General features: G+C 39.6%; 32 protein-coding genes. 15 read left to right on the plus strand and 17 right to left on the minus strand.

The genetic code is table 11. From position 1 onward, the window contains the following. Window positions 1-83: 83 nt before the first annotated feature. Complete coding sequence (locus QMA00_RS11905) at window positions 84-1,160, minus strand: AI-2E family transporter (protein WP_016900418.1); 1,077 nt, start codon at window positions 1,158-1,160, stop codon at window positions 84-86. Beyond that, the gene (locus QMA00_RS11910) at window positions 1,153-1,371 is read right to left on the minus strand and encodes a hypothetical protein (RefSeq protein WP_033104406.1); all 219 of its coding nucleotides are present in this window, start codon (window positions 1,369-1,371) and stop codon (window positions 1,153-1,155) included. The genes QMA00_RS11905 and QMA00_RS11910 overlap by 8 nt, the downstream gene beginning before the upstream one ends. A gap of 143 nt (window positions 1,372-1,514) precedes the next feature. Between QMA00_RS11910 and QMA00_RS11915 the strand changes: the two genes are divergently transcribed. From QMA00_RS11915 to QMA00_RS11935, 5 genes are read left to right on the plus strand one after another with little or no spacing between them, the layout of a single operon-like run. Then, entirely contained in the window at window positions 1,515-2,159 is a 645-nt protein-coding gene (locus QMA00_RS11915) for a hypothetical protein (RefSeq protein WP_076922505.1), read from the plus strand. A 12-nt stretch (window positions 2,160-2,171) separates the two neighbouring features. Then, window positions 2,172-3,629 (plus strand): M48 family metalloprotease, encoded by a 1,458-nt coding sequence (locus tag QMA00_RS11920; protein WP_076922504.1) that lies wholly within the window; start codon window positions 2,172-2,174, stop codon window positions 3,627-3,629. A gap of 54 nt (window positions 3,630-3,683) precedes the next feature. Next, on the plus strand, window positions 3,684-4,031 hold the full coding sequence (arsC, locus tag QMA00_RS11925; protein ID WP_058154879.1) for an arsenate reductase (glutaredoxin): 348 nt from the start codon (window positions 3,684-3,686) through the stop codon (window positions 4,029-4,031). Further along, the gene (wrbA, locus tag QMA00_RS11930) at window positions 4,031-4,585 is read left to right on the plus strand and encodes an NAD(P)H:quinone oxidoreductase (RefSeq protein ID WP_076922503.1); all 555 of its coding nucleotides are present in this window, start codon (window positions 4,031-4,033) and stop codon (window positions 4,583-4,585) included. Before arsC ends, wrbA begins: the two co-directional genes overlap by 1 nt. Further along, window positions 4,582-5,034 carry a DUF2069 domain-containing protein gene (locus QMA00_RS11935; protein WP_013465256.1) on the plus strand — a complete coding sequence of 151 codons (453 nt, stop codon included), beginning with the start codon at window positions 4,582-4,584 and terminating at the stop codon, window positions 5,032-5,034. Before wrbA ends, QMA00_RS11935 begins: the two co-directional genes overlap by 4 nt. A 63-nt stretch (window positions 5,035-5,097) precedes the next feature. On the opposite strand, the gene QMA00_RS11940 is transcribed toward QMA00_RS11935, so the two are convergent. Beyond that, window positions 5,098-6,435, minus strand: a complete 1,338-nt coding sequence (locus tag QMA00_RS11940; protein WP_036954283.1) for an ankyrin repeat domain-containing protein — start codon at window positions 6,433-6,435, stop codon at window positions 5,098-5,100. A gap of 210 nt (window positions 6,436-6,645) precedes the next feature. After that, the gene (locus QMA00_RS11945) at window positions 6,646-7,239 is read right to left on the minus strand and encodes an ABC transporter substrate-binding protein (protein ID WP_076922502.1); all 594 of its coding nucleotides are present in this window, start codon (window positions 7,237-7,239) and stop codon (window positions 6,646-6,648) included. Between the two features lie 246 nt (window positions 7,240-7,485). Here QMA00_RS11945 and QMA00_RS11950 point away from each other — a divergent pair, with 246 nt between their 5' ends. Both QMA00_RS11950 and QMA00_RS11955 read left to right on the plus strand, forming a co-directional pair. Then, window positions 7,486-8,022, plus strand: a complete 537-nt coding sequence (locus QMA00_RS11950; protein WP_076922501.1) for an acyloxyacyl hydrolase — start codon at window positions 7,486-7,488, stop codon at window positions 8,020-8,022. An 85-nt stretch (window positions 8,023-8,107) separates the two neighbouring features. Further along, complete coding sequence (locus QMA00_RS11955) at window positions 8,108-8,257, plus strand: DUF2897 family protein (protein ID WP_076916055.1); 150 nt, start codon at window positions 8,108-8,110, stop codon at window positions 8,255-8,257. 32 nt (window positions 8,258-8,289) lie between these two features. Here QMA00_RS11955 and QMA00_RS11960 read toward each other — a convergent pair whose 3' ends face one another. Next, on the minus strand, window positions 8,290-9,678 hold the full coding sequence (locus tag QMA00_RS11960; RefSeq protein WP_076922500.1) for a YjiH family protein: 1,389 nt from the start codon (window positions 9,676-9,678) through the stop codon (window positions 8,290-8,292). A 65-nt stretch (window positions 9,679-9,743) separates the two neighbouring features. After that, window positions 9,744-10,802, minus strand: coding sequence for an outer membrane protein assembly factor BamC (gene bamC / locus QMA00_RS11965; protein WP_076922499.1), 1,059 nt, complete (start codon window positions 10,800-10,802; stop codon window positions 9,744-9,746). Window positions 10,803-11,157: 355 nt separating this feature from the next. Between bamC and QMA00_RS11970 the strand changes: the two genes are divergently transcribed. Further along, window positions 11,158-11,691 carry an ACT domain-containing protein gene (locus tag QMA00_RS11970; RefSeq protein WP_013465263.1) on the plus strand — a complete coding sequence of 178 codons (534 nt, stop codon included), beginning with the start codon at window positions 11,158-11,160 and terminating at the stop codon, window positions 11,689-11,691. A gap of 10 nt (window positions 11,692-11,701) precedes the next feature. Next, window positions 11,702-12,181, plus strand: a complete 480-nt coding sequence (bcp, locus tag QMA00_RS11975) for a thioredoxin-dependent thiol peroxidase (RefSeq protein ID WP_024601114.1) — start codon at window positions 11,702-11,704, stop codon at window positions 12,179-12,181. A 107-nt stretch (window positions 12,182-12,288) separates the two neighbouring features. Here the strand turns inward: bcp and tnpA are convergent, their stop codons facing one another. Next, window positions 12,289-12,723, minus strand: coding sequence for an IS200/IS605 family transposase (gene tnpA / locus QMA00_RS11980; protein ID WP_024601958.1), 435 nt, complete (start codon window positions 12,721-12,723; stop codon window positions 12,289-12,291). 177 nt (window positions 12,724-12,900) lie between these two features. Beyond that, window positions 12,901-13,833, minus strand: a complete 933-nt coding sequence (locus QMA00_RS11985) for a LysR family transcriptional regulator (RefSeq protein ID WP_076923053.1) — start codon at window positions 13,831-13,833, stop codon at window positions 12,901-12,903. Between the two features lie 96 nt (window positions 13,834-13,929). Between QMA00_RS11985 and QMA00_RS11990 the strand changes: the two genes are divergently transcribed. The 3 genes from QMA00_RS11990 to QMA00_RS12000 all read left to right on the plus strand — a co-directional run bounded on the left by QMA00_RS11990 (window position 13,930) and on the right by QMA00_RS12000 (window position 15,392). Beyond that, on the plus strand, window positions 13,930-14,364 hold the full coding sequence (locus QMA00_RS11990; RefSeq protein ID WP_076923052.1) for a DMT family transporter: 435 nt from the start codon (window positions 13,930-13,932) through the stop codon (window positions 14,362-14,364). Between the two features lie 7 nt (window positions 14,365-14,371). After that, window positions 14,372-14,830 carry a DMT family transporter gene (locus QMA00_RS11995; protein ID WP_054201162.1) on the plus strand — a complete coding sequence of 153 codons (459 nt, stop codon included), beginning with the start codon at window positions 14,372-14,374 and terminating at the stop codon, window positions 14,828-14,830. 115 nt (window positions 14,831-14,945) lie between these two features. Next, complete coding sequence (locus QMA00_RS12000) at window positions 14,946-15,392, plus strand: hypothetical protein (protein ID WP_076923051.1); 447 nt, start codon at window positions 14,946-14,948, stop codon at window positions 15,390-15,392. A gap of 133 nt (window positions 15,393-15,525) precedes the next feature. On the opposite strand, the gene QMA00_RS12005 is transcribed toward QMA00_RS12000, so the two are convergent. Together QMA00_RS12005 and QMA00_RS12010 are read right to left on the minus strand one after the other, a co-directional pair. Beyond that, window positions 15,526-15,945 (minus strand): hypothetical protein, encoded by a 420-nt coding sequence (locus QMA00_RS12005; protein ID WP_290157405.1) that lies wholly within the window; start codon window positions 15,943-15,945, stop codon window positions 15,526-15,528. A gap of 29 nt (window positions 15,946-15,974) precedes the next feature. Then, a complete protein-coding gene (locus QMA00_RS12010) occupies window positions 15,975-16,922 on the minus strand; it encodes a transporter substrate-binding domain-containing protein (RefSeq protein ID WP_254843692.1) in 948 nt (315 codons plus the stop codon). A 162-nt stretch (window positions 16,923-17,084) separates the two neighbouring features. Between QMA00_RS12010 and QMA00_RS12015 the strand changes: the two genes are divergently transcribed. Beyond that, the gene (locus QMA00_RS12015; protein WP_076923050.1) at window positions 17,085-17,357 is read left to right on the plus strand and encodes a hypothetical protein; all 273 of its coding nucleotides are present in this window, start codon (window positions 17,085-17,087) and stop codon (window positions 17,355-17,357) included. A 129-nt stretch (window positions 17,358-17,486) separates the two neighbouring features. On the opposite strand, the gene queE is transcribed toward QMA00_RS12015, so the two are convergent. Then, window positions 17,487-18,152 carry a 7-carboxy-7-deazaguanine synthase QueE gene (queE, locus tag QMA00_RS12020; RefSeq protein WP_076923049.1) on the minus strand — a complete coding sequence of 222 codons (666 nt, stop codon included), beginning with the start codon at window positions 18,150-18,152 and terminating at the stop codon, window positions 17,487-17,489. Between the two features lie 145 nt (window positions 18,153-18,297). Between queE and queC the strand changes: the two genes are divergently transcribed. Further along, entirely contained in the window at window positions 18,298-18,954 is a 657-nt protein-coding gene (gene queC / locus QMA00_RS12025; RefSeq protein WP_076923048.1) for a 7-cyano-7-deazaguanine synthase QueC, read from the plus strand. A gap of 60 nt (window positions 18,955-19,014) precedes the next feature. On the opposite strand, the gene QMA00_RS12030 is transcribed toward queC, so the two are convergent. Further along, window positions 19,015-19,464: an isoprenylcysteine carboxylmethyltransferase family protein gene (locus QMA00_RS12030; protein ID WP_013465273.1), complete on the minus strand. Its 450-nt coding sequence runs from the start codon at window positions 19,462-19,464 to the stop codon at window positions 19,015-19,017. Between the two features lie 164 nt (window positions 19,465-19,628). Between QMA00_RS12030 and QMA00_RS12035 the strand changes: the two genes are divergently transcribed. Beyond that, the gene (locus QMA00_RS12035) at window positions 19,629-19,871 is read left to right on the plus strand and encodes a hypothetical protein (RefSeq protein WP_013465274.1); all 243 of its coding nucleotides are present in this window, start codon (window positions 19,629-19,631) and stop codon (window positions 19,869-19,871) included. A gap of 11 nt (window positions 19,872-19,882) precedes the next feature. Here QMA00_RS12035 and QMA00_RS12040 read toward each other — a convergent pair whose 3' ends face one another. From QMA00_RS12040 to QMA00_RS12060, 5 genes are all read right to left on the minus strand, one after another. Then, window positions 19,883-20,896: a hypothetical protein gene (locus QMA00_RS12040; protein ID WP_076923047.1), complete on the minus strand. Its 1,014-nt coding sequence runs from the start codon at window positions 20,894-20,896 to the stop codon at window positions 19,883-19,885. 94 nt (window positions 20,897-20,990) lie between these two features. Next, window positions 20,991-21,656 carry a tRNA (adenine(22)-N(1))-methyltransferase TrmK gene (locus QMA00_RS12045; protein ID WP_138561868.1) on the minus strand — a complete coding sequence of 222 codons (666 nt, stop codon included), beginning with the start codon at window positions 21,654-21,656 and terminating at the stop codon, window positions 20,991-20,993. 8 nt (window positions 21,657-21,664) lie between these two features. Continuing rightward, on the minus strand, window positions 21,665-22,594 hold the full coding sequence (locus tag QMA00_RS12050; RefSeq protein WP_262977155.1) for a class I SAM-dependent methyltransferase: 930 nt from the start codon (window positions 22,592-22,594) through the stop codon (window positions 21,665-21,667). Next, a complete protein-coding gene (gene uvrB / locus QMA00_RS12055) occupies window positions 22,595-24,589 on the minus strand; it encodes an excinuclease ABC subunit UvrB (protein WP_290157412.1) in 1,995 nt (664 codons plus the stop codon). After that, window positions 24,586-25,965: an MATE family efflux transporter gene (locus tag QMA00_RS12060; RefSeq protein WP_262977157.1), complete on the minus strand. Its 1,380-nt coding sequence runs from the start codon at window positions 25,963-25,965 to the stop codon at window positions 24,586-24,588. The genes uvrB and QMA00_RS12060 overlap by 4 nt, the downstream gene beginning before the upstream one ends. Between the last annotated feature and the right edge of the window lie 231 nt (window positions 25,966-26,196).

Raw genomic sequence — 26,196 nt, forward strand, 5'->3', positions numbered from 1 at the left:
AATATATCTTATTCCCAATAGTACATAGTTTTGACAGGAATGAGTAATAATCTTTCGTAATTAAAGTGCGTTTACTATACCTTTTAGTTACCGAGCTCTTGCGCGAGTTCTTCGTGTTTGGATGACCAGGCATTAATAAGTGCTTTGACTAATGATGCTAATGGAATGGCAAAAAACACTCCCCAAAAACCCCATAGCCCACCAAAAAATAGCACCGCAACAATAATAAATACCGGATTTAAATCAACCGCTTCAGAGAACAATAAAGGCACCAATACGTTGCCATCGAGCGCTTGAATAATGCCGTATATAATTAAAACGGTCCAAAATTGAGTTTCTAAACCAAACTGAAACAGCGCTACTGCGGCCACTGGTATAGTTACTAACGCTGCGCCCACAAATGGAATAAGCACCGAAAAGCCTACGAGAACGCCTAAAAGCGCGGCGTACCGTAAGTCCAGTATGGTAAAAGCAATAAACGACACAGAACCAACAATTAAAATTTCAAATACTTTGCCACGAATATAATTCATGATTTGCTGATTCATTTCATGCCACACTTGTAAAATTAAGCGGCGTTGGCGTGGGATCATTTTAGCAATGCTGGCACTGAGCTCTACTTTATCTTTGAGCATAAAAAACACCAGTAGCGGTACCAAAATAAGGTAAATTAACCATGCTACAGCGTCTTTTAATGAATTAAGCGACGCAGATAATACCACTTGGCCAAAGTCGAGTACTTTGGTTTCAACGGTTACTACAATTGACTGTACTTGCTCTGCGCTAATAAGGCTGGGGTATTTATCAGGCAGATCGAGTAAAAACGATTTACCTTGTTCGACCATATGCGGTGTTTCTTGGACTAAGTTACTGCTTTGCTGCCAAAGCACAGGGCCTATAACCAATATTAAAGTGAGCATAATGCCAATAAATATCAGCATTACTATGCTGGTGGCAGTAAAACGCTTAAGGCCAAACCGTTCTAAGTGAACCACAGGCCAATCTAATAAATAAGCTATGATCAGTGCCACTAACACAGGCACAATCAATGGGCCAAAAAAATACAACATGGCAACCAGTGCCAACAATAAAAAAAGTAAAGTGACTGAATCAGGATCAGAAAACTTTTTTTCATACCATGCTTTTACATATTCAAACACGTAACGGCTCCACTAATAACAACCCCTGTTGTTTATTTAACTTGTAATAATACGCTTTTTTTTGCAAATATCGTTCAATATCATCAGTGTTTTGTTCTTGTGAGATATTAAAGGTAATTGCTTGTTTTAACGATATTGCATCACGCAGCCCTAATTTAAACTGAATAAATTGCTGTGGGCATTTATAAGTGCGTAAATTTAGCTCTAGCATACTCGTTTCGCTACCTATTCACATTAATAATAAGTCCTATAACAGGGCCAATTGAGATTAACCGCAGTTAAATTTAACTTTTTCTTAAAACAACCTCTGCAATGGTTTATCCTTATAACATCGTTAGCTATCAGGATACGTTAATGCCTAATTCGCATAATAAAGCGCAATTGCCTAGCAATCCAACTCTCAAAGAAATTAATTGGTTTAAGAAGCAAATTAATTGGGGGGAGCTGCCGCATTTTTATCATTTAGTGGCTTCGTCGGTAAGTGAATGTGAAAGTATTTTAGATCACGGATTTGATAATGCCATTAAGCGTATTATCGACAAACGCAATTGGAATTTAGAAGCGCTGGGAATAGACCCCAACGAGCTTTATGAAAAAGAAAGCAATAACAAACCACGAATTTCACTGCATCAAGTGTTTACCGAGCGTGGTTTTGAATTACAAGCCTTCCCTTTTTCTAATGATACCGCCATCGATAGGTACGCACGACATGATGAATCGATGGAGTTTAGGTTATGGGATCCATTGACTATGAAAACCGTTATTCGCATTAATCAGTTACATAAATTCATTGGCTTTTACTTAGACCAAGGCGATGAGGCAGATAAAGCGCTTATATTACATTCTCACAAAGTGGTTCATAAAATTATTGCTTTTTTACAAACTCAATTGAACATTGTTAAGGTTGATGGGGTCACAATAAAGGCGTTTTACCAACTATGTGAAAAGGACAGCCGTTTATACACCGATGATCCAACTAGTGCCTCTGATAAAAAATAAACAAGGAATATAATGCAGCTAAAATCAGCCTTTATCACTTTATGCAGTGCAGTGCTTACATTTAGCCTGCTAATGAGTGAGCCGTTAAAGGCACAAACCAACCTTCAACTGCCCGACTTAGGCACTTCAGCCTTACAAGCATTGCCAATTGAAAAAGAAAAAGCGATTGGTGAAGTGATGATGATGCAGATCAGAGGCTCATCGCCTTTGATTAACGATCCGGTGCTTGATGAATACCTAACAACTTTAGGTAGAAAGTTAGTTGCTAACGCCAATGATGTACGTTTTGGGTTTTCATTCTTTTGGTTAAATAATCCCGAAATCAATGCATTTGCATTTTATGGCGGCCATGTTGGTGTACACACCGGATTAATAGCCCAAGCCGATAACGAGAGTCAATTTGCATCGGTTCTTGGCCATGAAATTGCACACGTCACACAACGCCACTTAGCAAGGCGTATTCAGCAACAACAAGACAATAGCGGTCTAACCATTGCCGGTATGATAGCCGGTATTTTAGCAGCCGTTGTAGCCCCAGATGCAGGTATGGCGATTATTTCAGCCAGCCAAACCCAGTCGGCATTTAGCCAACTCACCCATAGCCGCTCTGCGGAACAAGAAGCCGATAGAATGGGCATGCAAACCCTTAACAATGCGGGGTTTGATGCCAGAGCATCAAGTGAATTTTTAACTAAGCTTGCAGCGCAAATTCGCTATAAATATAAACCCCCGGCATTTCTACTGACTCACCCGCTGCCAGAAAGCCGCGTGTCGGATGTACGCTTGCGCGCCGAGCAATATCCAAAACGCCAAGTAGGCTCTAGTCTGGATTTTAATTTAGCTAAAAGCCGTGTACTGGCACGTTACGATAACAAGCCAGAAAATGCAGAGGCCCTATTTAGAAAGTTAATGCGCGAAAATACTTATAAGAACGTAGCGTTACAATATGGATTAGCTATCAGCTTAATCGATCAAAAGAAAACGGAGGAAGCGCAGCCTATCTTGGACGAGCTATTAGCTAGCGATCCTAAAAACTTATTTTATATTGATACAAAAACAGATTTACTCATTGCACAAAAAAAAGCCGCAGAAGCTGTTAGTTACTTAAGCGAGTTAAATAATTATCGGCCAAATAACCAAGTGATAACCTTAAATTACGCCAACGCGGCACTAGAGGCTGAGCAATATGAGTTATCTGAAAATATATTAAAGTCGTTTTTACTGGAAAAACCCGATCACAGTTTAGGCAAACAGCTTTTAACTGACGCCTACAAAAAACAAGAAAAATTGGCGGCCTACCATGAAGCCAATGCCGATGTATTATCTCAGTATGGTGCGTATTTAAAAGCAGCCGACGAAATACAAAAAGCGCTTAATTTTGTAGAGCCAAGTGAAAATGTTAAGCAACAGCGCTTAAAAGCGTTACTCACACAGTATCGGTTATTGCAAAAAGAGCTTGCGAGGCTTTAAGTCTTTAGTGAGTTCACCTAAAATAGCCACAATTTATACTTTGGATGTATTTTTATGTCAGTCACTATTTATCATAATCCGCGTTGTTCAAAATCACGCGAAACCCTTAACCTATTACAAAGTAAAAACATTGAACCGAGTGTTGTTGAATACTTAAAAACACCCCTTTCTCATGAGCAAATTAGTACCTTAGTTTCTCAACTTGGGTTTAATTCGGCACGAGATTTGATGCGCACCAAAGAAGAGCAGTACAAAACGCTTAATTTAAAAGATGAAAACAGCGAGTCAGTGCTTATTGATGCCATGGTCAATCACCCAAAACTAATTGAGCGCCCTATTGTAGTAAATAACAATAAAGCCGCCCTAGGTCGCCCGCCTGAAAACGTATTAAGCGTTCTATAATGAGCACAACCATCGTGGTGCTGTACCACTCAAGCCATGGCTCGGTAGAAGCCATGGCGCATGAAATAGCAGAATCGATAGAACAACAAGGTGCAACCGCCTTGCTGCGTACGTTTGTAGCTAAAAACCCGCATGACATTGTGATCAGTAAAGACGATTTAGTTACCTGTGATGGGCTTGCATTTGGTACGCCAACCCGCTTTGGCATGATGGCCGCACAAGCAAAAACATTCTGGGAAACCACCAGCGATCTTTGGCTTAAAGGTCAACTTATCGATAAACCTGCTTGTGTGTTCTCATCATCGAGTAGTATGCATGGGGGCAATGAAGCAACCCTACTAAACTTGTCACTGCCGTTATTGCATCACGGGATGATGTTAATGGGGGTGCCTTACGATGTACCAGAACTTCTTGGTACCGAAACTGGAGGCACACCTTACGGCGCTTCCCACGTTGCTGGCAGCAGTAACAGCTCTACCCTGAGTAAGGATGAAATTAAAATATGTCAAAGCGTAGGAAAACGCCTGACTCAAGTTGCGAGTAAACTTAAATGATTCAAGCAAGCGAGCCTGCTAAAAAACCGATTACCATTAAATTTCAGCGCCTAGCCTTATTTGGTTATATTGGTCTGCTTATTTTAATGCCGTTATGGATGTTTGTATTAGCCCCTAGAGACGGCCACAGTAACACCTTTCTTTTCTTAGTGTATGTATTGCCACTATTACTGCCATTAAAAGGCATATTACAAGATAAAACCTACACCTATGCGTGGGCTAATTTTATTGTTATGTTTTACTTTATTCATGGCTTTACATTGCTGTGGGTCGCACAAGATGAGCTTATATGGGTATTACTTGAGTTATTATTTGCCTCATCTATGTTTATTGGCTGTACTTATTATGCGCGCCATAGAGGGCAAGAACTTGGGCTTAAAATTCGCAAGCTTAAAGATGAGCTCGCTGAAGAAAAAGCTGCACACGAGCACGATAAAAACAATCCGTAATAAATACCCAACAATGCAAAAACGCGCTAATTAGCGCGTTTTTTTGTAGCAAAACATTAAGTTTTAAACTAACTCGCTTAAAGCTGCCAGCCCCACAATACAGGCTAAACCTAGTTGTGCAACAAGACTAAAAACCGACATCATTCTTATTAAAAACAATCCCCATGGGTGTTTTACATGCGGATACAATGAGCAACGCTTTAAGTTCGTTGCAAAGAAAAAACACACCACCGCCGTCATGGTCATAAAAAGAGTAAGCTCACTTTTTATAGTGATATTTTCATCAAAAAAGAAAAATAACTGTAGCGGTAATAATAAAGCCACAACCGCATGTAGCACATGCACCTTTTTAATTCGCTCTAGCTGCCCCTCTGGCGATAACTCTTTAATACCAAAGTCACGCTCAAGGCACTTAACTAAGTTGCTGGCTTTTATACTAACCGCTAATCGGTAACAACTTAACCCCTCGTTATTTCGCGCTCTAAAGTCATATCCTGCTTTGAGCAGTAAAATCATTAACGATTCGTTTTTACTTATCACCGCGTAATGCAGCGCCGTATTACCTTGGCCGTCTACCGCTTTTTTATCTTGGTACTGCAGGAGTGTTTCTACTACATTTACGTAGCCTTTTTCTGCCGCCCACATAAATGCTGTTTTATTATCTTCATCGGTTAAGGTGCCCGTGGCGCCTTGCTCAATAAAGCGCATTGCCATGGTTTGCTTAGCTTTTTTCTTGTTTAAATGCGCAAGTAAGGCATTTTCTAAAAGCACAATAGAGTCAACATCAGGAGACACCTGAGTTAACAAAGTAAAGTAATCTTTGCCAGCAGCCACTTTTTCGCTGGTCAGCTCTGCTAAGTGATCAATATCAGCAATCGACTGGGGAATATGCGCACTTAAACGCTCTCTAAAATCGACCTCTTTCCAAATAGATAAGGTATCTGCAGCTGAGAGCTTTGCACCTTGCTCTAGCGCATGCTCTATCAGAGTAAAAAAGCGTTTACTAAAAAATAAGCTAATTAAAGAAAGTGGCGTTTCAATGTTATTTTGTGCCGACACACTTGCATACTTTTCAAGTCGCTGACACAGCATTAGCACAATATTTTCTATGCTGTAATCATTGGCAAAATAATGCTCTTTCAGTGCAGCAATATACTCTTGTGCGTTTTCATCATATTCAGAAATATGCTGAAAATAACACTCTTCAAATGGCTCTAAGGGGGTTAACCAGGTTAAATAATAAATTGGGGGTAAAACAGTGGTGCATACACCATTATCTTCTTCAGTAGAGCGACAGGCGGGCCAAGCTTCTAAAGCATCTAAAATGAAGGCACCGTTTTGTTCAACCAGCCCTTTGACCAGTAACGGGTATTCCTTTGGCCAAATTAGTACATTTTCCATTAAAACAACACAACTCCAGTGTAGCTCGGGTGAGTAGTCAGTTATAACAGTATTTAGCTGACACCACGCTTAATCAAAGAAGCCAATATTCTACCACAGCTAGGTAGCCAAGCTAGCGTAAACTCATGCAATATAGGCCAAAATACAAAAGCAGCTAACAACATACGTTATTAGCTGCTTTTAAGGTTGGAGCTGTTAATTGCAAAAGTACTAACTTTGCTGAAGTTCTGCTATGACTTGGTCTAATCCCACATCAGAAATACGTTGAATGATCTCTTTTTGCTTAGCACTGAGTAACGAAATTCCCTCTGCAACAATATCGTATACTTTCCACTGGTTGTTGTTACCTAAACGCAATTTAAAGTGCAAATCAATGGTTGGCTTATTCGGTTCAATAATTTGCGTTTTAACCGTAGCAAATTTAGAGTCGCTTGCAGCAGCGTCTTGCTCAAATATTACATCCTGCCCTGTGTACTTCATGAGCGCACCGGCATAAGTCCCTGTTAAGTAATGCTCTACAGCATTAATAAACGCAACACCTTGGTCACGGTTAATACCTTTAATATGCTTACCTAATAATTTAAACGACACAAACTTAACATCAATATGTGGCATTAAACGCTGCTGAACAATTAACGACATAGCTTCTTTGCTGGCATCGCCTTTCGCATTTACCTGTCCAATATCGTTAAATAATGATTCTGCTACAGTTTGCAATAACTGCTTAGGTGATGGCTGCGTTTGTGCATACAAAGTGCTACTGAAAAAAACAGCAATAACCACTAAAAGCTTTATAAGTTTCATAAAAAATGCATAGTTTAAATAATTAATTTAAGCGTAATTTACGCAAATAAGAGGCAATAAAAAAGGCATAAATAAGCAACTTATTAATGCCTAATTGGCACCAATTGAATTAATTAAATAAATTCAATTGGTTAAATAAATCAGTTAACAAGCCATATACAAGCGGCTTTTTGTCCTCATTGAAAACACTAATTCACCGCCCTTATTATCCCTTTACTATTTTGACTTAAACCCTAGTTGGCCGTTATGAAAACCTCATACAACAGACTTTTAGTTCTTGTTTTTACCCTGTTTATATTGGCTACCAAAGCCGCTTATGCATCCTCTAACCATGGTTATGCCGTCGATTTATTAAAAGGAGAAGGCAATGTAACAGGGGCAAAGCTTGCGTATCAATATCACCCTCAAGGAATGCAAAACTTTGTCGGCGATGCTCGTTTTTATTTAGAAACCAGCGTTAATGTGTGGCAATACCGCCATGATCAACAATCACAATCCAACGTGGTCTTGGCTGTGTCACCGGTGGTGCAATTTCCAGTATTTAGTGTATACAACACCCCCTTTTATGTAGAGGCTGGCATTGGTTTTTCATTACTTGATGAGCGCTATTTTGCTGGTAAAAACCTAAGTACTCACTATCAGTTTGAAGATAGGATAGGCCTAGTGGCAGATTTTGGTGAAACTAATGTAGCGCTGCGAATTATTCACTATTCAAACGCCGGATTCAAAGCGCCTAACCCAGGTATTAACTTTTTAACATTATCGGTGGCACAACGGTTTTAATTGCTTATTTACAGCCCTAGAGAGGATTGCAGCTTTTATTTAAAGTGGTCATAATTATTGCTTAATAAAAAATAAGAGCATCGCAATGCAAATTTGGCAAATCGTACTCGTTATCGTGATTGTACTGGCTATTGTTATCGGCAATTTAGTACTGCTGCGTTTAAGTGCAAAAAGCGAGTTTAAACCCTCAGCACCACGCTCATCTGCGCAAAGCAAAGAAACAAAAAAACCCTGAATAATCAGGGTTTTTTCGTTTAAATGATTGTTCTAGCCAACTAACCAGTGTGCCATTAAGGCAATAACAGGCAAGGTGACTAAGGTTCTGAGAATAAAAATAACAAATAGCTCAAAAATATTAACCGGTATTTTACTACCCAATAAAAGTGCGCCCACTTCAGACATATAAATAAGTTGCGTTACACTCATTGCCGCAATAATAAAGCGTGTTACATCGCTTTCAATTGAGCCTGCGGCTAAAATAGACGGAATAAACATATCTGCAAATCCAACCATAATCGTTTGTGCCGCCATTTCAGCTTCAGGTATTTGTAGCAATTCTAAAAATGGAATAAACGGCATACCTAAATATTGAAATATTGGCGTGTACTCAGCAATAATTAAAGCAAATGTACCCACAGCCATTACCACAGGTAATACTGCAAACACCATATCAAATGCGTTGTGTAAGCCCTCTTCGATTGTGCCTTTTAAGCCTGGTGCTTTTTCTGCTTTAGTTAATGCAACATCAAGTGAATGCTTAAATAATGTTTTGCCTTCAGGAACCAATTCAGCGTTTCCATCGGGCTCTTCACCATCAATAAGCACGTCCTTTTTAAAACGCAGTGGCGGTAAACGCGGAACAATTATCGCAGCCACTACACCCGCTAAACACACGGTTAGGTAAAAAGGTGCAAATAAATATTCAAGCTTTACTTGGCCAATAACAACCAAACAAAAGGTAATTGATACAGCAGAGAAAGTGGTACCAATAATCGCAGCTTCACGTTGAGTGTAGTATTTATCTTCATACTGGCGTGCAGTCATCAAAATACCGACACTGCCATCACCTAACCACGAAGCAACACAGTTAACTGCACTGCGCCCTGGTACGCCAAACAATGGACGCATTACTTTAGTAAGTAAGGTACCCACCAGTTCAAGTAAGCCAAAATTAAGTAATAACGGCAGTAATAAGCCCGCTAAAATAAACACCGAAAACAACACCGGTAATAAATCTTTCAATACCAGCAAGCCGGTATTTTCTGAGGTAATAGCATGCGGCCCAACTTGAAAATAAGTTAAAAGCACAAACGCCATACCAAACAACCGTGTTACTAACCAAATCCAACTCACATTAAATAAATGATTTAACAAGCGAAATTTGGTTAAGCTTTTCGGTTTAAACACACTAAGTACCAACGACATTACGCCAGTAATACAAATAATTGTCGCTATTAACCCAAGCGCTATCTCACTAAATAAAGCTTGAATTGCTTTTGCCATTACCGCAATAGGAATCGTCATTATTTCGCCAGACGGTACTGGCGTCATAAACAAAAACACACCGATTAATGAAGGAATTAAAAAAACCAACCACACTTTCAAATCATAACTTTTTTGGACTGGTGCTGGGCGTGATGAATCTAACGGAGACATATTTTCAACCTGTAAAAACCACAAAAAGAGCAAACAGCTCTTTTTGTGGGAAGTATTTATAATTATTAAATTTTAATACCGCGCTTAATTAGCGCCGCTTCTAATGCTTGCTGTAACCCATTCATTGTACCTGGTTCAAGCGTTTCGCCTTTGTCATCCATCCACGTTAGACTGGTGCCACCTTGTTTGGTTTTGCTAACCAAAATTTGGTATTGACCTTCATCAATTGGAAGCTCTGTTGGTTCATCGCCCCAAATTGAATCCCATACACTGGTTTCTACTTTCGTGTAATCTGCTGTAATTAAACCTGTCTCTTGGTTTATTTCAACAATAGCAAAAGATAAACGCTCTAAGAATCCAGAAAAGCGATCGAATACCGTATCGTAAGCCTGATCAGTAACAAGTGCGGCATTGCCTTTGTTATCAAACCCGAGTTCTAACGAGATGATCCCTTGGCGCTTACGCATATCAACTTCAAGCTGACGGTAGCGGTAATCAAACTCACTCACCACTTGGTTAAGTGCACGCACTTCAAGCTGTTGTTTTAATAAATCAGTTAGCGGCTTATCACCTTTAAAATCAATAAGCTCAGCGGTTAAAGACGCTGTGCGTTGGTGTTCTTTTTCTTCAATGGTAAATTTAAAACGCTCTAAATCAACGCTTTCATCATTGCCCCATAACCAGCTTTCTTCAGGCTTTACAATAGCGTACCAATCGGTTACGAGTGTTCCTTGTGTTTTATCTTGCTGTGTTGCGTTAATGTTATTATCAGCAAGCACGGCTTGAATCGAATCCCAAATGAACACATCTAAATCTTCAATGCCGTCATTTTTATCAAAATAAATACGCGCTTGTTTATCTGCTTCCTCAACCCAACTGCCTTTAGCAATGGTTAAAACTTGCGCCGGCGGACGATAGTTTGTTGCCTCCGGATTATTATCATATTGACCCACATCCATTTTATAAACAGGATCTTGAGCGGGTTGAGATAACGATGCAGGCGCTTTAACCGGCTCATGGGCGCGGTAATTACGCTCATTATGAGCATCACTTGTAAATACACTACACCCTGACAAACTTACCAATACACTTACTGCTAGTGCTTTTGGGATCCAATACTGCACAGATAATTCTCCTTAGCATACCCTTAATTGTTTTAACAAATATATGAGTGGGTAATGCCGATTTGGTTCAGTGTAAAATCAATATTAACTTTACATTTATAATTTGCTTGCCTAACTGCATTCAGCCTATGAGATAACAAACGGACTAGGCTACAAATAGACACATTTTTGCTATGGTACTTTCACAAGCTTGTAAAAACAAGAAACACTGCACTATTAACCGCCTAAAATTAACCGCTGCTATAGTTTAACGCGGGTTTTGTGTTAAACTTTGCCGCCGTGCAACGCTACGTGTTTATTTTTTTGTTGCCAAGTCGGTTGTTTTCATCCAAGTAACTTAGGTACTTTAAAACCCATGACTGCATTTTCAAATCATCAAATTGTTTTAACCGCAATTGGCGAGGATAGATCGGGCATCGTCAGTGAACTTACGCAACTCGTAAGCGATTGCCACTGTAATATTATAGATAGCCGTATTGCAATTTTAGGCAACGAATTCACCTTTATTATGCTACTTAGCGGTGATATGTCAGCCATTAGCCGCATAGAGCATACATTACCGACCAAAGGTATGGAGCTTGGACTGCTCACTATGATGAAGCGTACTTCAAGCCATAATCAAAGCGAGTTTTGTGCAGGCTATACCTTAGAATATACCGGCATAGACACCCCTGGCACATTAAGTAAAGTAACGCGTTTTTTTGCCGATAATAATATTAATATTTGCTCATTAAAGTCAGACACCTACGAAGAAGAAACTGAGCTAAAAATGCGTTGTGAACTTGAATTTAATATTCCCGTTGACGTTGATATTGACCAATTTAAAATTAGTTTTGAAAACCTTTCGCACGTTTTAAACGTAGATTACATCTTTCGACGTATTCGCTAAGGAGTTTAGCATGAACAAAATTACCCCATTACAAAGTGGCGACACAGCACCGGCTTTTAGCTTACAAAACCAAAATGATGAAACCGTCGTGCTCAGCGAGTTATTAAAAGAAAAACAAGTACTGGTGTACTTTTACCCTAAGGCGTCAACGCCTGGCTGTACCGTACAAGCCGAAAACCTGCGTGACCAACAAGCAGAACTTGCTAAATTTAACACCCATGTTGTTGGCATAAGCCCAGACCCAATTAAGCGCCTTAAAAACTTTGAAACAAAAAAAGAATTAAACTTTGATCTACTTTCAGATGAAGATCATGCCATTGCTGAGGCATTTGGGGTGTGGGGCTACAAAAAATTTATGGGCAAAGAGTACGACGGTATCCACCGCCTCACTTTCTTAGTAGGCCAAGACGGTAAAATTAAACACTTGTTTGATAAATTCAAAACCAAAGATCACCACCAAGTGGTATTAGATTATTTAGCAGCTGAATAAAGGCTAAAGGCTAAAGGCTAAAGGCTAAAGGCTAAACAAGATAAAAGTAAAAGATCCACCTTCTAAAGAAGGTGGCTTTGAATTAGCCCCCTAAAAGGGGGCGTTGTTTACTCCAGAGTTAACTGAGCTTGCTCTTGTCTCTCCTCCTTCTGCTGATGCCTGACATATCTTCGTATTATTTCTTCGTTTATGCCTACCGTATCAACAAAGTATCCTCGCTGCCAAAAATGATTACCCCATAGCTTGTTCTTTCTTAAGTACGGATATTTACTAAACATTTTTAACGCTATTTTACCTTTCAATGCGCCCATTAACTTTGAAATTGACAGTTTTGGCGGCACTTTTACTACTAAGTGTACGTGAGCTATTTGTACATTCAGCTCAACAACTTTGCACCCAAGCTGTTCGCAATAAACCTGAATGCACCTGTAGACATCCCTACCTATTTTATTTTTAAGGAGCCTAAATCTATACTTAGGTGTCCAAACTATATGATATTGACATCGCCAATACACATGCGATGCTTTCTCGTATCTACTCATGTTTTTTCCTTTTGTGACTTCGCTAAAAATCAACTAAGGAATTAACATGAGTACTTTTTACAGGCAAAGCCTATTTGATGATAACCACCTACTGAAGTAGGTGGTTTAGGGGCTGAAAATAAAAGCGTTGCTCAAGGGCAACGCTTTTTTGGTTTTTAAAGCACCAAATCAATTAAGCTATTGTTGCCAATAAAGCGGTTCACCGAAAACATCAGCAAAGTAATCAATAAGCGCCCTAACATTTAAAGGGGCATAGCGTGTGTGTGGATAAATAGCCGCTATTTGCTGAGGCTCTGTTTTAATTGCTGCATCATAATTAGGTAACACCTTTACTAAAGTACCCGCCTTTAAATGCTCACCAATAAGCCAATCAGGAAACAGCACTAAACCCATGCCTTTTAATGCACAAGTTAATAATGTATCAGCGTTATTTGAGGCAAGTAATGGTGCAACAGAGTAATGAGCCCATGATGCATTTTTAGCTTTAAACAGCCAACGATTCGCGCCTGAAGAACCTTTGTAAATTAAGCATTGATGATTTTTAAGTGCAGATGGGTTAGTAATTTTAGGGTTGTTTTTCAAATACGCTGGTGAGGCTGCTAAATGATACACTTGAGTACCAAATACGCGCGCATGTAACGAAGAGTCGGTTAACGCACCGATACGAAATATAACATCGGTGGCATCTCGATGCGGGTCAATAAAGTCATCAGTAAGTGTTAACTCTATTTGTAAGTTTGGGTAGCGAATACTTAACTCAGGCAACCAAGGAGCAATGTGCCTTTGGCCAAAAAATACAGGCGCATTAATTCTAATTAACCCGGTTGGTTCGAGCGTTCTGTCTTGCAGCTCTTTTCTCGCGTCATTCATTTGCTCGGTGATTGTTTGTGCATAATCTAAAAACAACCGACCCGCTTCTGTTGGCACAACAGCACGGGTATTTCGATAAAAAAGCTGCTGCCCTAGTCCATCTTCTAATTGTTGAATAGTGCGTGAAATATTTGACGCAGACACCCCCTCCCGCCTAGCCACCTCTGAAAAACTATGGGTATTAAAAACACCGATAAACGTAACGAGTGTTTTAATGCTCACTGTATTTATGTCATTCATTTGTGCAATTCCTGCAAAAGTCATTTCTGGATTGTAGCGTTTTTCTGGCTTATTAGCTGGGTTAAAATGGTATTAATTACTATTTGGAGGATATAAATGCAATTTCTATTAATATTACTGACCTTTATGGGCGGTATGGGTTTGTCCGTAGAAGCAGGGTTATTAGGGCCTTTGGGTAGTGAAGTGGGTGAACTGTGGGCCACATTTAGTATATTTGCGGTTGGTGCCGCCTTAACATTTTTGCTAATGCTGTTTTTTAGCCCTCGTAATAGTCCTTCATTTTTTAGCCAGCCCCCTTCTTTATTATTAGGTGGCGTGCTTGGCCCTGTTTACGTGGTTATTTTAACAATTGCAACGCCAAACATCGGCATAGCCATGACAATGATCGGCATACTCGCAGGGCAAATTTCCAAAAGCTTAATTATTGACCATTACGGTTTGTTTGGCACCACTGAACGCAAAATCGATGTTAAACGCATTATTGCTTTGGCGTTTATTATTATCTCTCTGGTTTTTATGGCACAAGGATAAACTCACTATGACTATTATTATGATTTTTCTAGCTGTAATTGGTGGCGCAACATTAAGCATTCAAGCAGCCTTAAACGGACGACTAGGCGGTAACGTCGGTGTTTTTAAAAGTGCTTTTTTAACCTTTTCTGTTGGTGCACTAGTTACCGCACTGCTCATATTTTATTTTGAACCAAATCATGCTGTAACCTTAATGGATGTACCAAAATGGCAGCTACTTGGTGCCATGTGTGGCGTACCATACATTGTTATTATGGTGCTTGCGGTGCAAAAAATAGGTACAGCGGTGGCAACCGTCGCGGTTATTTTTGGTCAACTAACCATGAGTGTATTAATTGATAATTTTGGCTGGCTTGGTAATGAGGCTATTGCATTGTCACCCAGTCGACTAGCGGCGTTAGTGTGTTTAGCCATTGCATTATTTTTTATTTATTCAAGCGGTAAAGTTGAAAACAAAAAATCGTAGTATAAACCTAAAAAACGTTGCTCAAAGGCAACGTTTTTTATTGCTTTAGCACTTTAAACTTTGGCATCGCGGCCGATAACAACATTAATAAACATACTATTATGGATAATAAATCGTGATACAGCTAAATAAACACTCAGCCTTTGACGTTAAAATTACAGCCGAAAAAACAAATATTGCACAACAAACAAAAGATACAACAAAAAATCAGGACAACGCTGATTATCAATTATCAGACAGAGAGCGTAATAAGCTCTCAGGAAAAGAGACTCAGCAAAACGCAGAAAAAACAACAAATTCAGAAATGCCTGAATATATCGCAAAAATGATAGAGCAACTTAAAGAGCTCAAACAGCAGCTTGAAGAACAAAAAGAACAACTCACTCAATTACAAGCTCAATTCGATCCGGAAGACGAGGTCATACAAGCACAAATTGAAGCACAGGAAAATATTGTTTCATCAACACAATCTCAAGTAGTCGCGCTGGTACAAATGATTAGCCAAGCCATGAAAGACGCCGGTATTACTGACGCAGGTGCACTTGTTAGTGCCATTGTTTGAATTTTCAGAGCCAAGTATTCAGCGTTATACAAATCTACCTTACAAAGGCGGCTTTATTTTTATCATCGGCTTATTATTTCAATGATAAATATGCCTACCCTAGCGGTTAAAAAACCACGTTGTGCTTGCGTTCTCACTCTTCATCTAACAGTGCTTGCTGATAAATTTTATTAAACTGTTCAGCAGTTAAGTCAGCCGCAAAGTGGTAGATAAGCGCTTTATACTCATCGCTTTGAATTAATTTTGAGAGTGTATTATTAAAGTCCTGCATAAATTTTATATTTTCTTCACTGCGCTCACACATTAAATGCCCAACAGTAAACGATGTTTTTAATTTCAAATCAAAGGAGTGAATATCAGCGTCTGTTATATCGTGCCAATACGTGGCTACATCGCTGGGGTATTCAATAGACGCATCAAACTCTTGCAACTTCGCTAATTGTTGTAATCTAGAGAATATATTAGTGGGAGCTGGTTTTATTTTAGTTTTATCTACCTCTTCAAGTAGAGACATAATGTCTTCGGAGAATATTCTGAATTTTGATAACCCCAACCTTAATCCACTTTGTGACACCAACTCGTCTAAATTTTTATATGTTTAAATTGAGCCAAGTTATTTGGAGAATAAAGTCGCGGTGCAAGATACAAAGAAAACGGCTTTGATATTAAATAGCGGCTTGCTCGTTCTGGCGTGTTAATTTTATTGGCGAAACAATGACTAATGCCAAATTGCACCTCCGCATTGGTATCTGGCGCTTTTACAAACTCAATTCTGTAATCTCGCATTTCAGCCAAAATTAACTTATAAAGCTGCGCGTCGAGTGATTTTCCTTCGGTAACTGAGTTCAGTCGTAGCAAAGACTCATCGTTACTACTCAATACAATTTTTGTTTTATTTGCGTCAAACTCTGCAAAACGCGTATTTTCATAATCTAATTTATATAATGCCTGCAACCTTCCCGATGATTTTAATTTTGGCATTGTTTGGTCAAATCTTCGCGCCAAGGCTTTCCCTTTTTCATTATTCGAAAAGGCTAAATAAATAGGCCTTGCTGGCACAACCTCTACATAGTTAAGCTTTGATTTATACTCTTTGGGAATGTTGTAGTCAAAATCAACGAAAGCATCTATGCGTTTATTGAGTAGCAGTGCCACTGCGTTTTCAATAGTAGACACCGGGTAATAATCGTGTGGGTATTCAATAAACTTATCGAAATTATAGCCGTCGAGCCAGCTTAATACTTTGTTGTTAGAATCAGATAACTTATTAAAGTTATTAGTAGAATTTAAAAAATAGGCATTAATTGGATAATCATAATCTAAGTACCAATGGGGATAATAGGCTAAAGGGATATCTTCTTTAGCAACACCAATTACGAAGTCATACTGTTTTTGTTCAAATAAATTGGTAATTCGTTTGTAAGTACTAAAATCAAACTCGAGCTGTTCATTTGCATAAACTTTGAGTAGCTCAATATAAACGCCTGTTTCATCCGGATTGGTGTAATCAACCCAATGAGTTACGCCCACTTTTACACTCGCAAAGCCGAGTTTATACAAACATAAGAAAAAACAAACAACAGTAGTAGGTATTTAACCAAGCGCATTCTCCCAATCACTTAGTTTAATAGCTCACATAAGCGTTTAAACTTAACACAGCAGCGATTAGCAAAATAAACACATAGGTAAAATATGAAACTATTAATGGCTCCTTTATTACTCATTATTGCTGGGTGCAGTAGTGTTGCGCAAAAAGATAGAGAATACTCTCCGTGCTCTGAAGCATGGTTTAATCATGTTGAACAGCAAATAAATACCGGTGACGGTTATGGACATGGGCCAGACATTGGCTCTTTAGAGTGGCGCTCTGTGATCATGTTTAAACTCGGTATTAGAGATAAGCCAAACGTACCAGAATTAAATACACAGCTGTGGTGCCAGTTTATTGATGAAAATTATATTTAAAGCCTGCTTGGCTTTATGAGTTTAAATTTGTTGAGTTAGGTTGGGGTTTACTCACCCAACCTACGTAATATAACTTAACGCCAAGCAGTTTAACGCTTACAGCTAAGCACTTATAACTGCTCTTTCTGTTTAACTAATACCCAAATACTTATGTACTTGAATTGATAAGCGCCAGTTTTTGGCGATACAAGTATCAATGGCTAATTTAGTTGCCGACGTTTTTTGGCTGATTGGCTGTAAATATACCAGTTTTGGGTTAACACCCGTGGCGACAAATAACTCTTCCAGTTCTTCTACGTGTTTTTGCATAGCAACCGGATGTTTAATTTCATCGGCGCGTTGCATAGCACTGCTCAATACTTTGTAACCACCACGCATATTAATTTTTGGTGATACCGTAACCCACGTTTGGGCAGGGGCGAGAATTTCAAAGGTGCCACTGGTTTCTATTTGCGTGCTAAAGCCATGATCATGCAATAAATTACATACTGGATTTAAATCGTACATGCAAGGTTCACCACCGGTGATCACAACATGCTTGGCGGTATAGCCACGGGATTTAAATAACTCCAGGACCTGCGCGGCATTGGCCTCAGCCCAATGATCCGAGTCGGCTTTTTTTTCTACCGTGTCATCTAGTGATACTTTATATACATTATCAACATCCCAAGTTTGTTTAGTGTCACACCACGAACATCCCACAGGACAACCTTGCAGGCGTAAAAATATAGACGGCGTACCGGTAAAGCTCGCTTCACCTTGAATAGTTTCAAACACTTCATTAATTTTGTACAAAAGAAATCTCACTTACAACCTGACGGCAAAATTGTTACTATTAAAAATCGCAAAGCACGGTGCAAAAATTGTCATTTATGCCTTGGCCGTGTAGTATATCGCGCCCTGATATAAACCTCTATCAAAACTAAAGAGCAAACCACGTATGACGCAAAAAGTAGTTGTTATTTATTCCGGCGGTATGGACTCATTTACTGTATTAAATAAAGCCTTGCAGCAAGGCCATGATGTTTATGCCCTCTCGTTTGATTATGGTCAGCGTCATGTTAAAGAACTTAAAGTTGCCGCCAACGTATGTGAAAAGCTAAATATCCCGCACAAAATTGTTGATATATCAGCAATTAATCAGCTTATTGGTGGTTCGTCGTTAACAGACGATATTGATGTGCCAGAAGGCCATTACGAAGAAGAAAGCATGAAAAGCACCATTGTGCCTAACCGCAATATGATTTTACTTTCCTTAGCGGTAGGTTATGCAGTGTCCCTTAAAGCGAGTAAAGTATATTACGGCGCGCATTCAGGCGATCATGCAATTTACCCTGACTGTCGTCCTGAGTTTGTTAAAAAGATGGATGATGTATGTCGTATTGCAAATTACGATGCAGTAGAAATTTTTAGCCCGTATTTAAACAATACTAAAATCGATATTTTAACCGATGGTATTAAAATGGGCTTAGACTACAGCCAAACATGGACCTGTTATAACGGTCGTGATAAGGCCTGTGGCAAATGTGGCGCTTGCCAAGAACGTTTAGAAGCCTTTGAGCTGAACAACGTAACCGACCCACTTGAATACGAGTAAAGTTTAAAATAAGCACACTATAAGGCTACCAAGGGTAGCCTTTTTTAGTATGAAAAAACATTAAAGCCAGCGTTTTACCCGCGATTTGTAATCCTCAAATTGCTCACCAAATAACTGATGTAACGCCCGCTCTTCGGGAATGATTTGAAACAGCGTTAAATAACCAACGTAGCCCACAATACCTAAAAAAGCCCAAATAGAGCTTAGCCACACGCCCCACCCCGCCAGTATAAAAGCAAAGCCTAAATACATAGGGTTACGTGAGAGTTTATATACCCCTGAGGTAACTAAGCTTGTTGCTTGCTCAGGTTTATTTGGTAGTACCGTGGTTTTGGCTAAACGAAAACTGACGACCCCAGCAATACAAAAGAAACAACCTATAGCGACTAATCCTAATGCTAGGTAAGTTATGAAGGCGGTAAAGTCTATTACTGTGTAATGCGCAATCAGTGCCATAACAGCAGCGAAAAATACCACAACGACAACCGGTGGAATTTTATTATTTAACATACCTATTCCTTGTATCGATTAAAAAAACTACATGGTTACTATATGGTGGCGGCACAAATAATAACAATGACTTTATAAATACAAATAAAGTTACAATTTATTGCCTTTATCGGCGCTTAATTATGGTTATAATTTAAACTTAAAATAAAATAAAGGAAGTAATTATGTCTGGCACAACAATGATAGTTCTCATTGTACTTATTTCTGTAGGTTCGGGGGTTATTTACGATATGTATAAAAAGCACCTTGAATTTAAACATAAAGTTCAAGACAACAATCAAGATGCTCATAAGCAACTAGCAGAAGTAACCGCGCAAGTGACTGAACTCAAACAGCGAGTACAAACACTTGAAGCCATTGTTACCGACTCAAGCTATAGCGTAAAACAAGAAATAAACAAACTATAGCCGTCCCTTAGTTATAAATAATTAGGGTATAAATATGCATTTTCTGGCTGCTCTATACCATGGGCAGCTAAAAACCCGCCAATGGCTTGTCCACACCCTTGGGGTGCCCTGCCGCTGTCTATTTCAAAGTTTAACTGATTCGCCTCTTGCTTACCCATAGAACATAAACTAACTGAACTTGGTGAACGCATGGCAATGCTTAGCTCCCCGACCTGCTCTGCGTGTACATCTTTACTAAAGCGCGCAAAGCCTTGGTATTTAAAATGCTCACTCACATACTCGTTACTCACAGCAACCAGTGCGACAATAAAGCTATGTAAAAAGCTGTTGGTTGTTGCATCAGGTACTAAAAATGACAAGGTTTTATTATTAAATTCGCTTAGCTGACAACTATCGCAATGAAGTTTAACCGTATACACCTGCTCGCCGGTGATTATGGCTTGGCAGTTAATTAGCGCAATTTTATTATCCGCAAACACCACGCGCTCTATCAGGTCGTTCAATGGAATATTTTTAAACGATGTGCTTTTAACAAGCTCAGGGTTTTGCGCCATAACAGGTAAATCATGATGATTATTAAACGGCGTGCTGGTTGCGCCTTGATGCTGCAGCTGAAAAAGCTCTCTTACTTCATGCTCGCGTGCCACTTTCAATGCTAAAAATGCTGTTTGAATAAGCTCTGAGGTTGGCAAATTTTGCTCTACTGGCCAGCGACGACCAAACAATAGTTTTTTTGCTTTATTATCAGCGCGATAATTGTCTGGGCTAAGTACTGCTACTTGCAAATAAACATCACTGTTTTTTTCAGCTGCTAACACACTAAAGTGGTTGGAAAAACTAATGTCGTTAAGCACTTCATTAACGCTGGCTAGCGTATGCTTGTAACGTAAAAAATGCTGGGGAACAATCCAATTATTATTGGCCAGTTGTACTAACGGCGCATACGAAATCGGTTGCTCATAACTGTGTTGCCACTTTTGCCCATCGCCTAATAATGGCTCAATTTTTATATTTTTATCTGACATATATAAACCAAATAAATCTGCCTGATGGCAGGATATTAACTATGAAGCACTTTACGTGGTTAATCACAAAAATCGATCACACTGACAGGAGTATTTAGCATTCAAATACGCGTTGATACTCTGTTATAACTTTTTGATAGTAAAGTCTATCTTTATTGAGCATTCGAGTATAATGGTCAAGCAATTGTTGCTGATATAGATGATGTTGTGGATTGTGTTTATCCCACATTTGACCACCGGTTTGAGTGAGTGTTTGGCTGGCATTTACACTAACGTGTAATACTTCGTAAAAACGTTTGTTTTCAACAATAATTTGCTCGTTTTCGAGCTTTAAATTACAGGCTTTTAAACCTTCGCGCACTTTGTAAAGATGCTGAATGGGGCAAATAATAAAACTGAGTTGGTGCAAGCTTTGCGGGTTGTTGGCAATAATTTGTTCAATAAGCTTTAAACATAAATCGCCCCCCACACCAGCAATAACCACCACTTGCTTTGCAGCTGTTGGCAATTTAATTTGCGCAACATCTTCGCAGCGCACTTGCCATGAAGGCAAAGACTTTCCTTGCTCAAATTGTTGTAGCGACTGCTCAAGCGCTTCCATTAACTCTGGAATAATATCAACAAAGTTTATTTGTTTGGCTATGCCGCGCTCAAGTAATGCCATACCTAAAAAGCCATGATCGCAACAACAATCCCAAACAATATCGTAAGACTGTGTAATTAACGAATTGATGGCGTTTAAACGTTTACTCAGTTTCATTTAACTCACTATGTTTTTGTTTTGTACACCAATGCTTTTAAGCTTTTATCGCTATCAATTTCAATAAAGCGATCAGTCGGTTCTAGGCGTTTAACAAACTCAATAGCACCTTGAGTATGCTCTTCAATAAGTGCTTTAAAATCGTTTTCTGTAAGCTCTGGGCTATTAGCGCATAGCAATAACTGTGTAGTATCGTTTAAAAGCTCAGGAAGTCTGCGCAGCACTTTTTGATAGTCTTTGGTTAAAATAAAACTGCCTTTTTGAAAACTGGGCGGATCAACAATAATCAAATCAAACGGTGCGGCTTTTTTTAGCTTACCAAACGACTTTAAAATATCGTGCGGTAAAAAACTGACCCCACGATCGACATTATTGAGTTGGTGGTTTTGCTTACCCACTTTTAACACACCTTTGCTCATATCCATGTTCATCACATGATCTGCGCCGCCGTGCATAGCCGCAACCGAAAAACCACAGGTATAAGAAAACAAATTAAGTACTTTGGCATGTTTACTATTTTGCATGACAAACTCACGGCCTTTTCGCATATCAGGAAAAATACCGGTGTTTTGCTTACTCATTAAATCAACCAAAAAACGCACCCCGTTTTCGGCTACGCTATGACGCGCGGGCAATTGCCCGTGAACAAGGGTGTTATGGCTTTGCAGCCCAGCTCGCTGCTGATACACCAATGCAGTAATTAACTCTGGATGATGTTGTTGTGCCCATTGCCATAACGTATCGGTGAGTGCAGCGAGTGTTACCTCATCAATTTCACTGTATGACACCAAAAACAAACTCGGTGGATAAAAGTCTAAGTTAATATGGCTTAGCGCTTCTACGCTGTGACCGCGACCATGAAATACGCGGCATAATTCGTTATCTGCAAAAGGCGTGTCTGCTAATGCATTAATAAGAGGAGTAAAATCGATTGTCATTTAATTAATCAACTGTTGTTGTAGTTCATGTATTTCGTCGCGCACTGAGGCGGCTTTTTCAAATTCTAAATCACTGGCATACGCATGCATTTTGGTTTCTAACTGCTTAATTTGCGTTGCAATCTCTTTAGCACTGAGGATTTTTTTAGAGTCTTTACGAATAAGCTGTAGATTGTCTTGCGGTGAGGCATCTTCACCTACATCCATTACATCAAGTATCTTTTTAACCAAGGCACTGGGCTCAATACCGTGCTTAACATTATAAGCATGCTGTATATCGCGGCGTCGCTGGGTTTCATCAATGGCTTTGGCCATCGATTTAGTCACTCTGTCACCGTATAAAATAGCGCGACCATTAAGGTGTCGCGCAGCACGGCCTATTGTTTGAATAAGTGAGCGAGCTGAGCGTAAAAAGCCTTCTTTATCGGCATCTAAAATAGCTACTAATGCCACTTCTGGCATATCTAAACCTTCACGTAGTAAGTTAATGCCTACTAACACGTCAAACACACCGGCACGTAAATCACGAATAATTTCGACCCGCTCTACGGTGTCTATGTCAGAGTGTAAATAGCGTACTTTTACATTATGTTCGCTTAAATAATCAGTTAAATCCTCAGCCATGCGTTTGGTCAGTGTTGTTACTAACACGCGCTCGCCTTTTTCAACACTTTTATAAATTTCTGAGAGTAAGTCATCAACCTGGTCGCCAACCGGACGCACTTCAATAACAGGGTCAAGTAAGCCGGTTGGACGAATAACCTGCTCTGCAACTTCGCCGTTGCTGCGCTCTAATTCAAAGTCGCCCGGGGTGGCCGATACATAAATGGTTTGCGGTGCAATGGCTTCAAATTCTTCAAAACGCAGTGGGCGGTTATCCATGGCTGAGGGCATTCTAAAGCCATATTCAACGAGGTTTTCTTTACGGCTTCTGTCGCCTTTATACATAGCGCCAATTTGTGAGACAGTTACGTGCGATTCATCAATAATCATTAATGCATCGTCGGGTAAATAATCGAGTAATGTTGGCGGTGGATCGCCAGGTGTGCGCCCCGATAAGTAACGGCTGTAGTTTTCAATGCCTGAGCAATAACCAAGTTCGGTCATCATTTCTATGTCGTATTGGGTACGCTGCGCAATACGTTGCTCTTCAACTAATTTATTAGCGCTGAGTAATTGTGCCCTGCGCTCTTTAAGCTCAACTTTTATTTTTTCGATGGCTTCGAGTATTTTTTCTCGTGGCGTTACATAGTGAGTTTTAGGGTAAATAGTAGCGCGCACTATGTGTTTTTCAACAGCACCAGTGAGGGGATCAAAAATACTCAAGCGTTCAACTTCATCATCAAACATTTCTACACGTACTGCATAGGTATCTGATTCAGCTGGAAATATATCCACCACTTCGCCGCGAACACGATATGTACCTCGACTAAAATCAATATCGTTACGGGTGTATTGCAGCTCTGCAAGGCGGCGCAGCATATCGCGCTGGTCGACTTTTTCGCCCACTTTTAAAAGCAGCATCATTTTCATGTATGAATCAGGATCGCCCAGACCATAAATCGCCGATACCGACGCAACGATTATGGTATCCCGACGCTCTAATAGCGCTTTAGTGGCGCTGAGCCGCATTTGCTCAATGTGTTCATTGATGGATGCATCTTTTTCAATAAAGGTGTCACTGGCTACCACGTAGGCTTCTGGTTGGTAGTAATCGTAGTAAGATACAAAGTACTCAACCGCATTATGCGGGAAAAATTCTTTCATCTCGCCGTATAATTGCGCCGCTAAGGTTTTATTGTGCGCCATAATAATAGTGGGGCGATTTAAATCACTAATGATGTTAGCCATCGTGAAGGTTTTTCCCGTCCCTGTTGCGCCCAATAAGGTTTGATGAGCAAGCCCTGCTTCTAAACCTTCGCACAACTGAGCGATAGCGGTAGGCTGATCCCCAGCGGGTTTAAATTTTGATTCTAACTGAAAATGATCGCTCAATGACTACACTCCTGTAATGCTTGACTGCTTAACGCTTCAATTTCTCTCATAAACCACTTATAGGCTACAAGGGCTGTGAATAAATTACCAATGGCCGCGCCAATAAACAAGCCGATTAAACCTGCCAGTTCATTCCCGATATACGCAAAGGGAACATAAAAAATAAATAACCGAATAACGCTCAAAACTAAGGCGTTCATGGGTTTGTGTAAAGCGTTAAACGAGGAGTTGGATAAAATGATCACTCCTTGCAAGCCATAACTTAATGGGATGGTATAAATAAACAGTTTTATGACATCAACAACGGCTTGCTCCTTACCAAATATTTCACTTATGACGCCTGAGAACATAATTAATAAAATATAAATAACAAACTGCCATAACATCACAAATTTTAAGGTTCCTAGGTAGGCATCCTTTACGCGAGAAAAATGACTGGCTCCAAAATTTTGACTAATAAAAGGTGGCAAAGTCATCGATAATGCTAATACCACCAAACTCGCTATTGATTCTATTCGACTCCCTACTCCAAAAGCAGCCACAGCCTCTGGACCATGATGTGCAACCAATGCCGTCATTACTGCCATAGCAACCGGTGTTAGCATGTTAGCACCTGCTGCGGGTAAGCCTATTTTTAATATTTTACGAATAGCTCCAATAACCGTTTGCGACCCTGCTTTTAAACTCAATAAGCGCTTTTTAGCAATTAATAAGTATAAAATAATTGCCACAGCAACTGCCCATGCTATAACACTGGCGATGGCGGCTCCTTTAATGCCAAACGCAGGAATGGGGCCAAAACCAAAAATAAGTACAGGATCGAGTACCGCATTGATAAGCCCCGCTCCACCCATAATAATACTCGGTGTTTTAGTATCGCCACTGGCACGCAGTACAGAATTACCAATCATCGGGGTAATTAAAAATACACTGCCTAAAAACCAAATACTGATATATTCATGAATGAGCGGTAATACTTGCTCCCCAGCTCCGAGTAAAGTAAAAATAGGATCAATTAATAAATAGCCACACGTAGATAAAACCAACACTAATACCACCGCAATCAACAACGATATACTGGCATCAAAACGCGCTTCTTCAATATTGTTACTGCCTAATGCTTTTGCTATTACCGCTGAGGTACCTATGCCTAAACCAATCGCTAAACTAATAACGGTGAAAGTAACGGGAAATGTAAAGCTCACTGCAGCAAGCGGCTCAGTACCCAATAAGCTAATGAAAAAAGTATCAACTATGTTGAACATCATTAGGGTAATCATCCCAAAGATCATCGGAATGGTCATTTTCTTTAGTGTAGGCAAGATTGGGGCGGTGAGTAAATCAGGGCGAGTATGTGATTGAGAATGTGCGCGCATAAAATAAATAAGCCTCTTTTACTGAACGGCATATTTTAAAGCATCCGAGCTGTTCAAGCCATGCTTTATTAAATCTAAACAACTAAATCAGCCTTTAATCTACAAACTATTACTTTTACGCTGTTGTAAATAAATTTTGCACAAACACATTAAAAATCAAATTAAATACATTTATGTAGGGCGTGTTGATCTTTGTGGTATGAAAAACAAACAGCATGAAGATAAGGTATA

This window comes from Pseudoalteromonas sp. APC 3694, from assembly GCF_030407565.1.
In the GTDB taxonomy this organism is placed as follows: Bacteria; Pseudomonadota; Gammaproteobacteria; order Enterobacterales; family Alteromonadaceae; genus Pseudoalteromonas; species Pseudoalteromonas tetraodonis.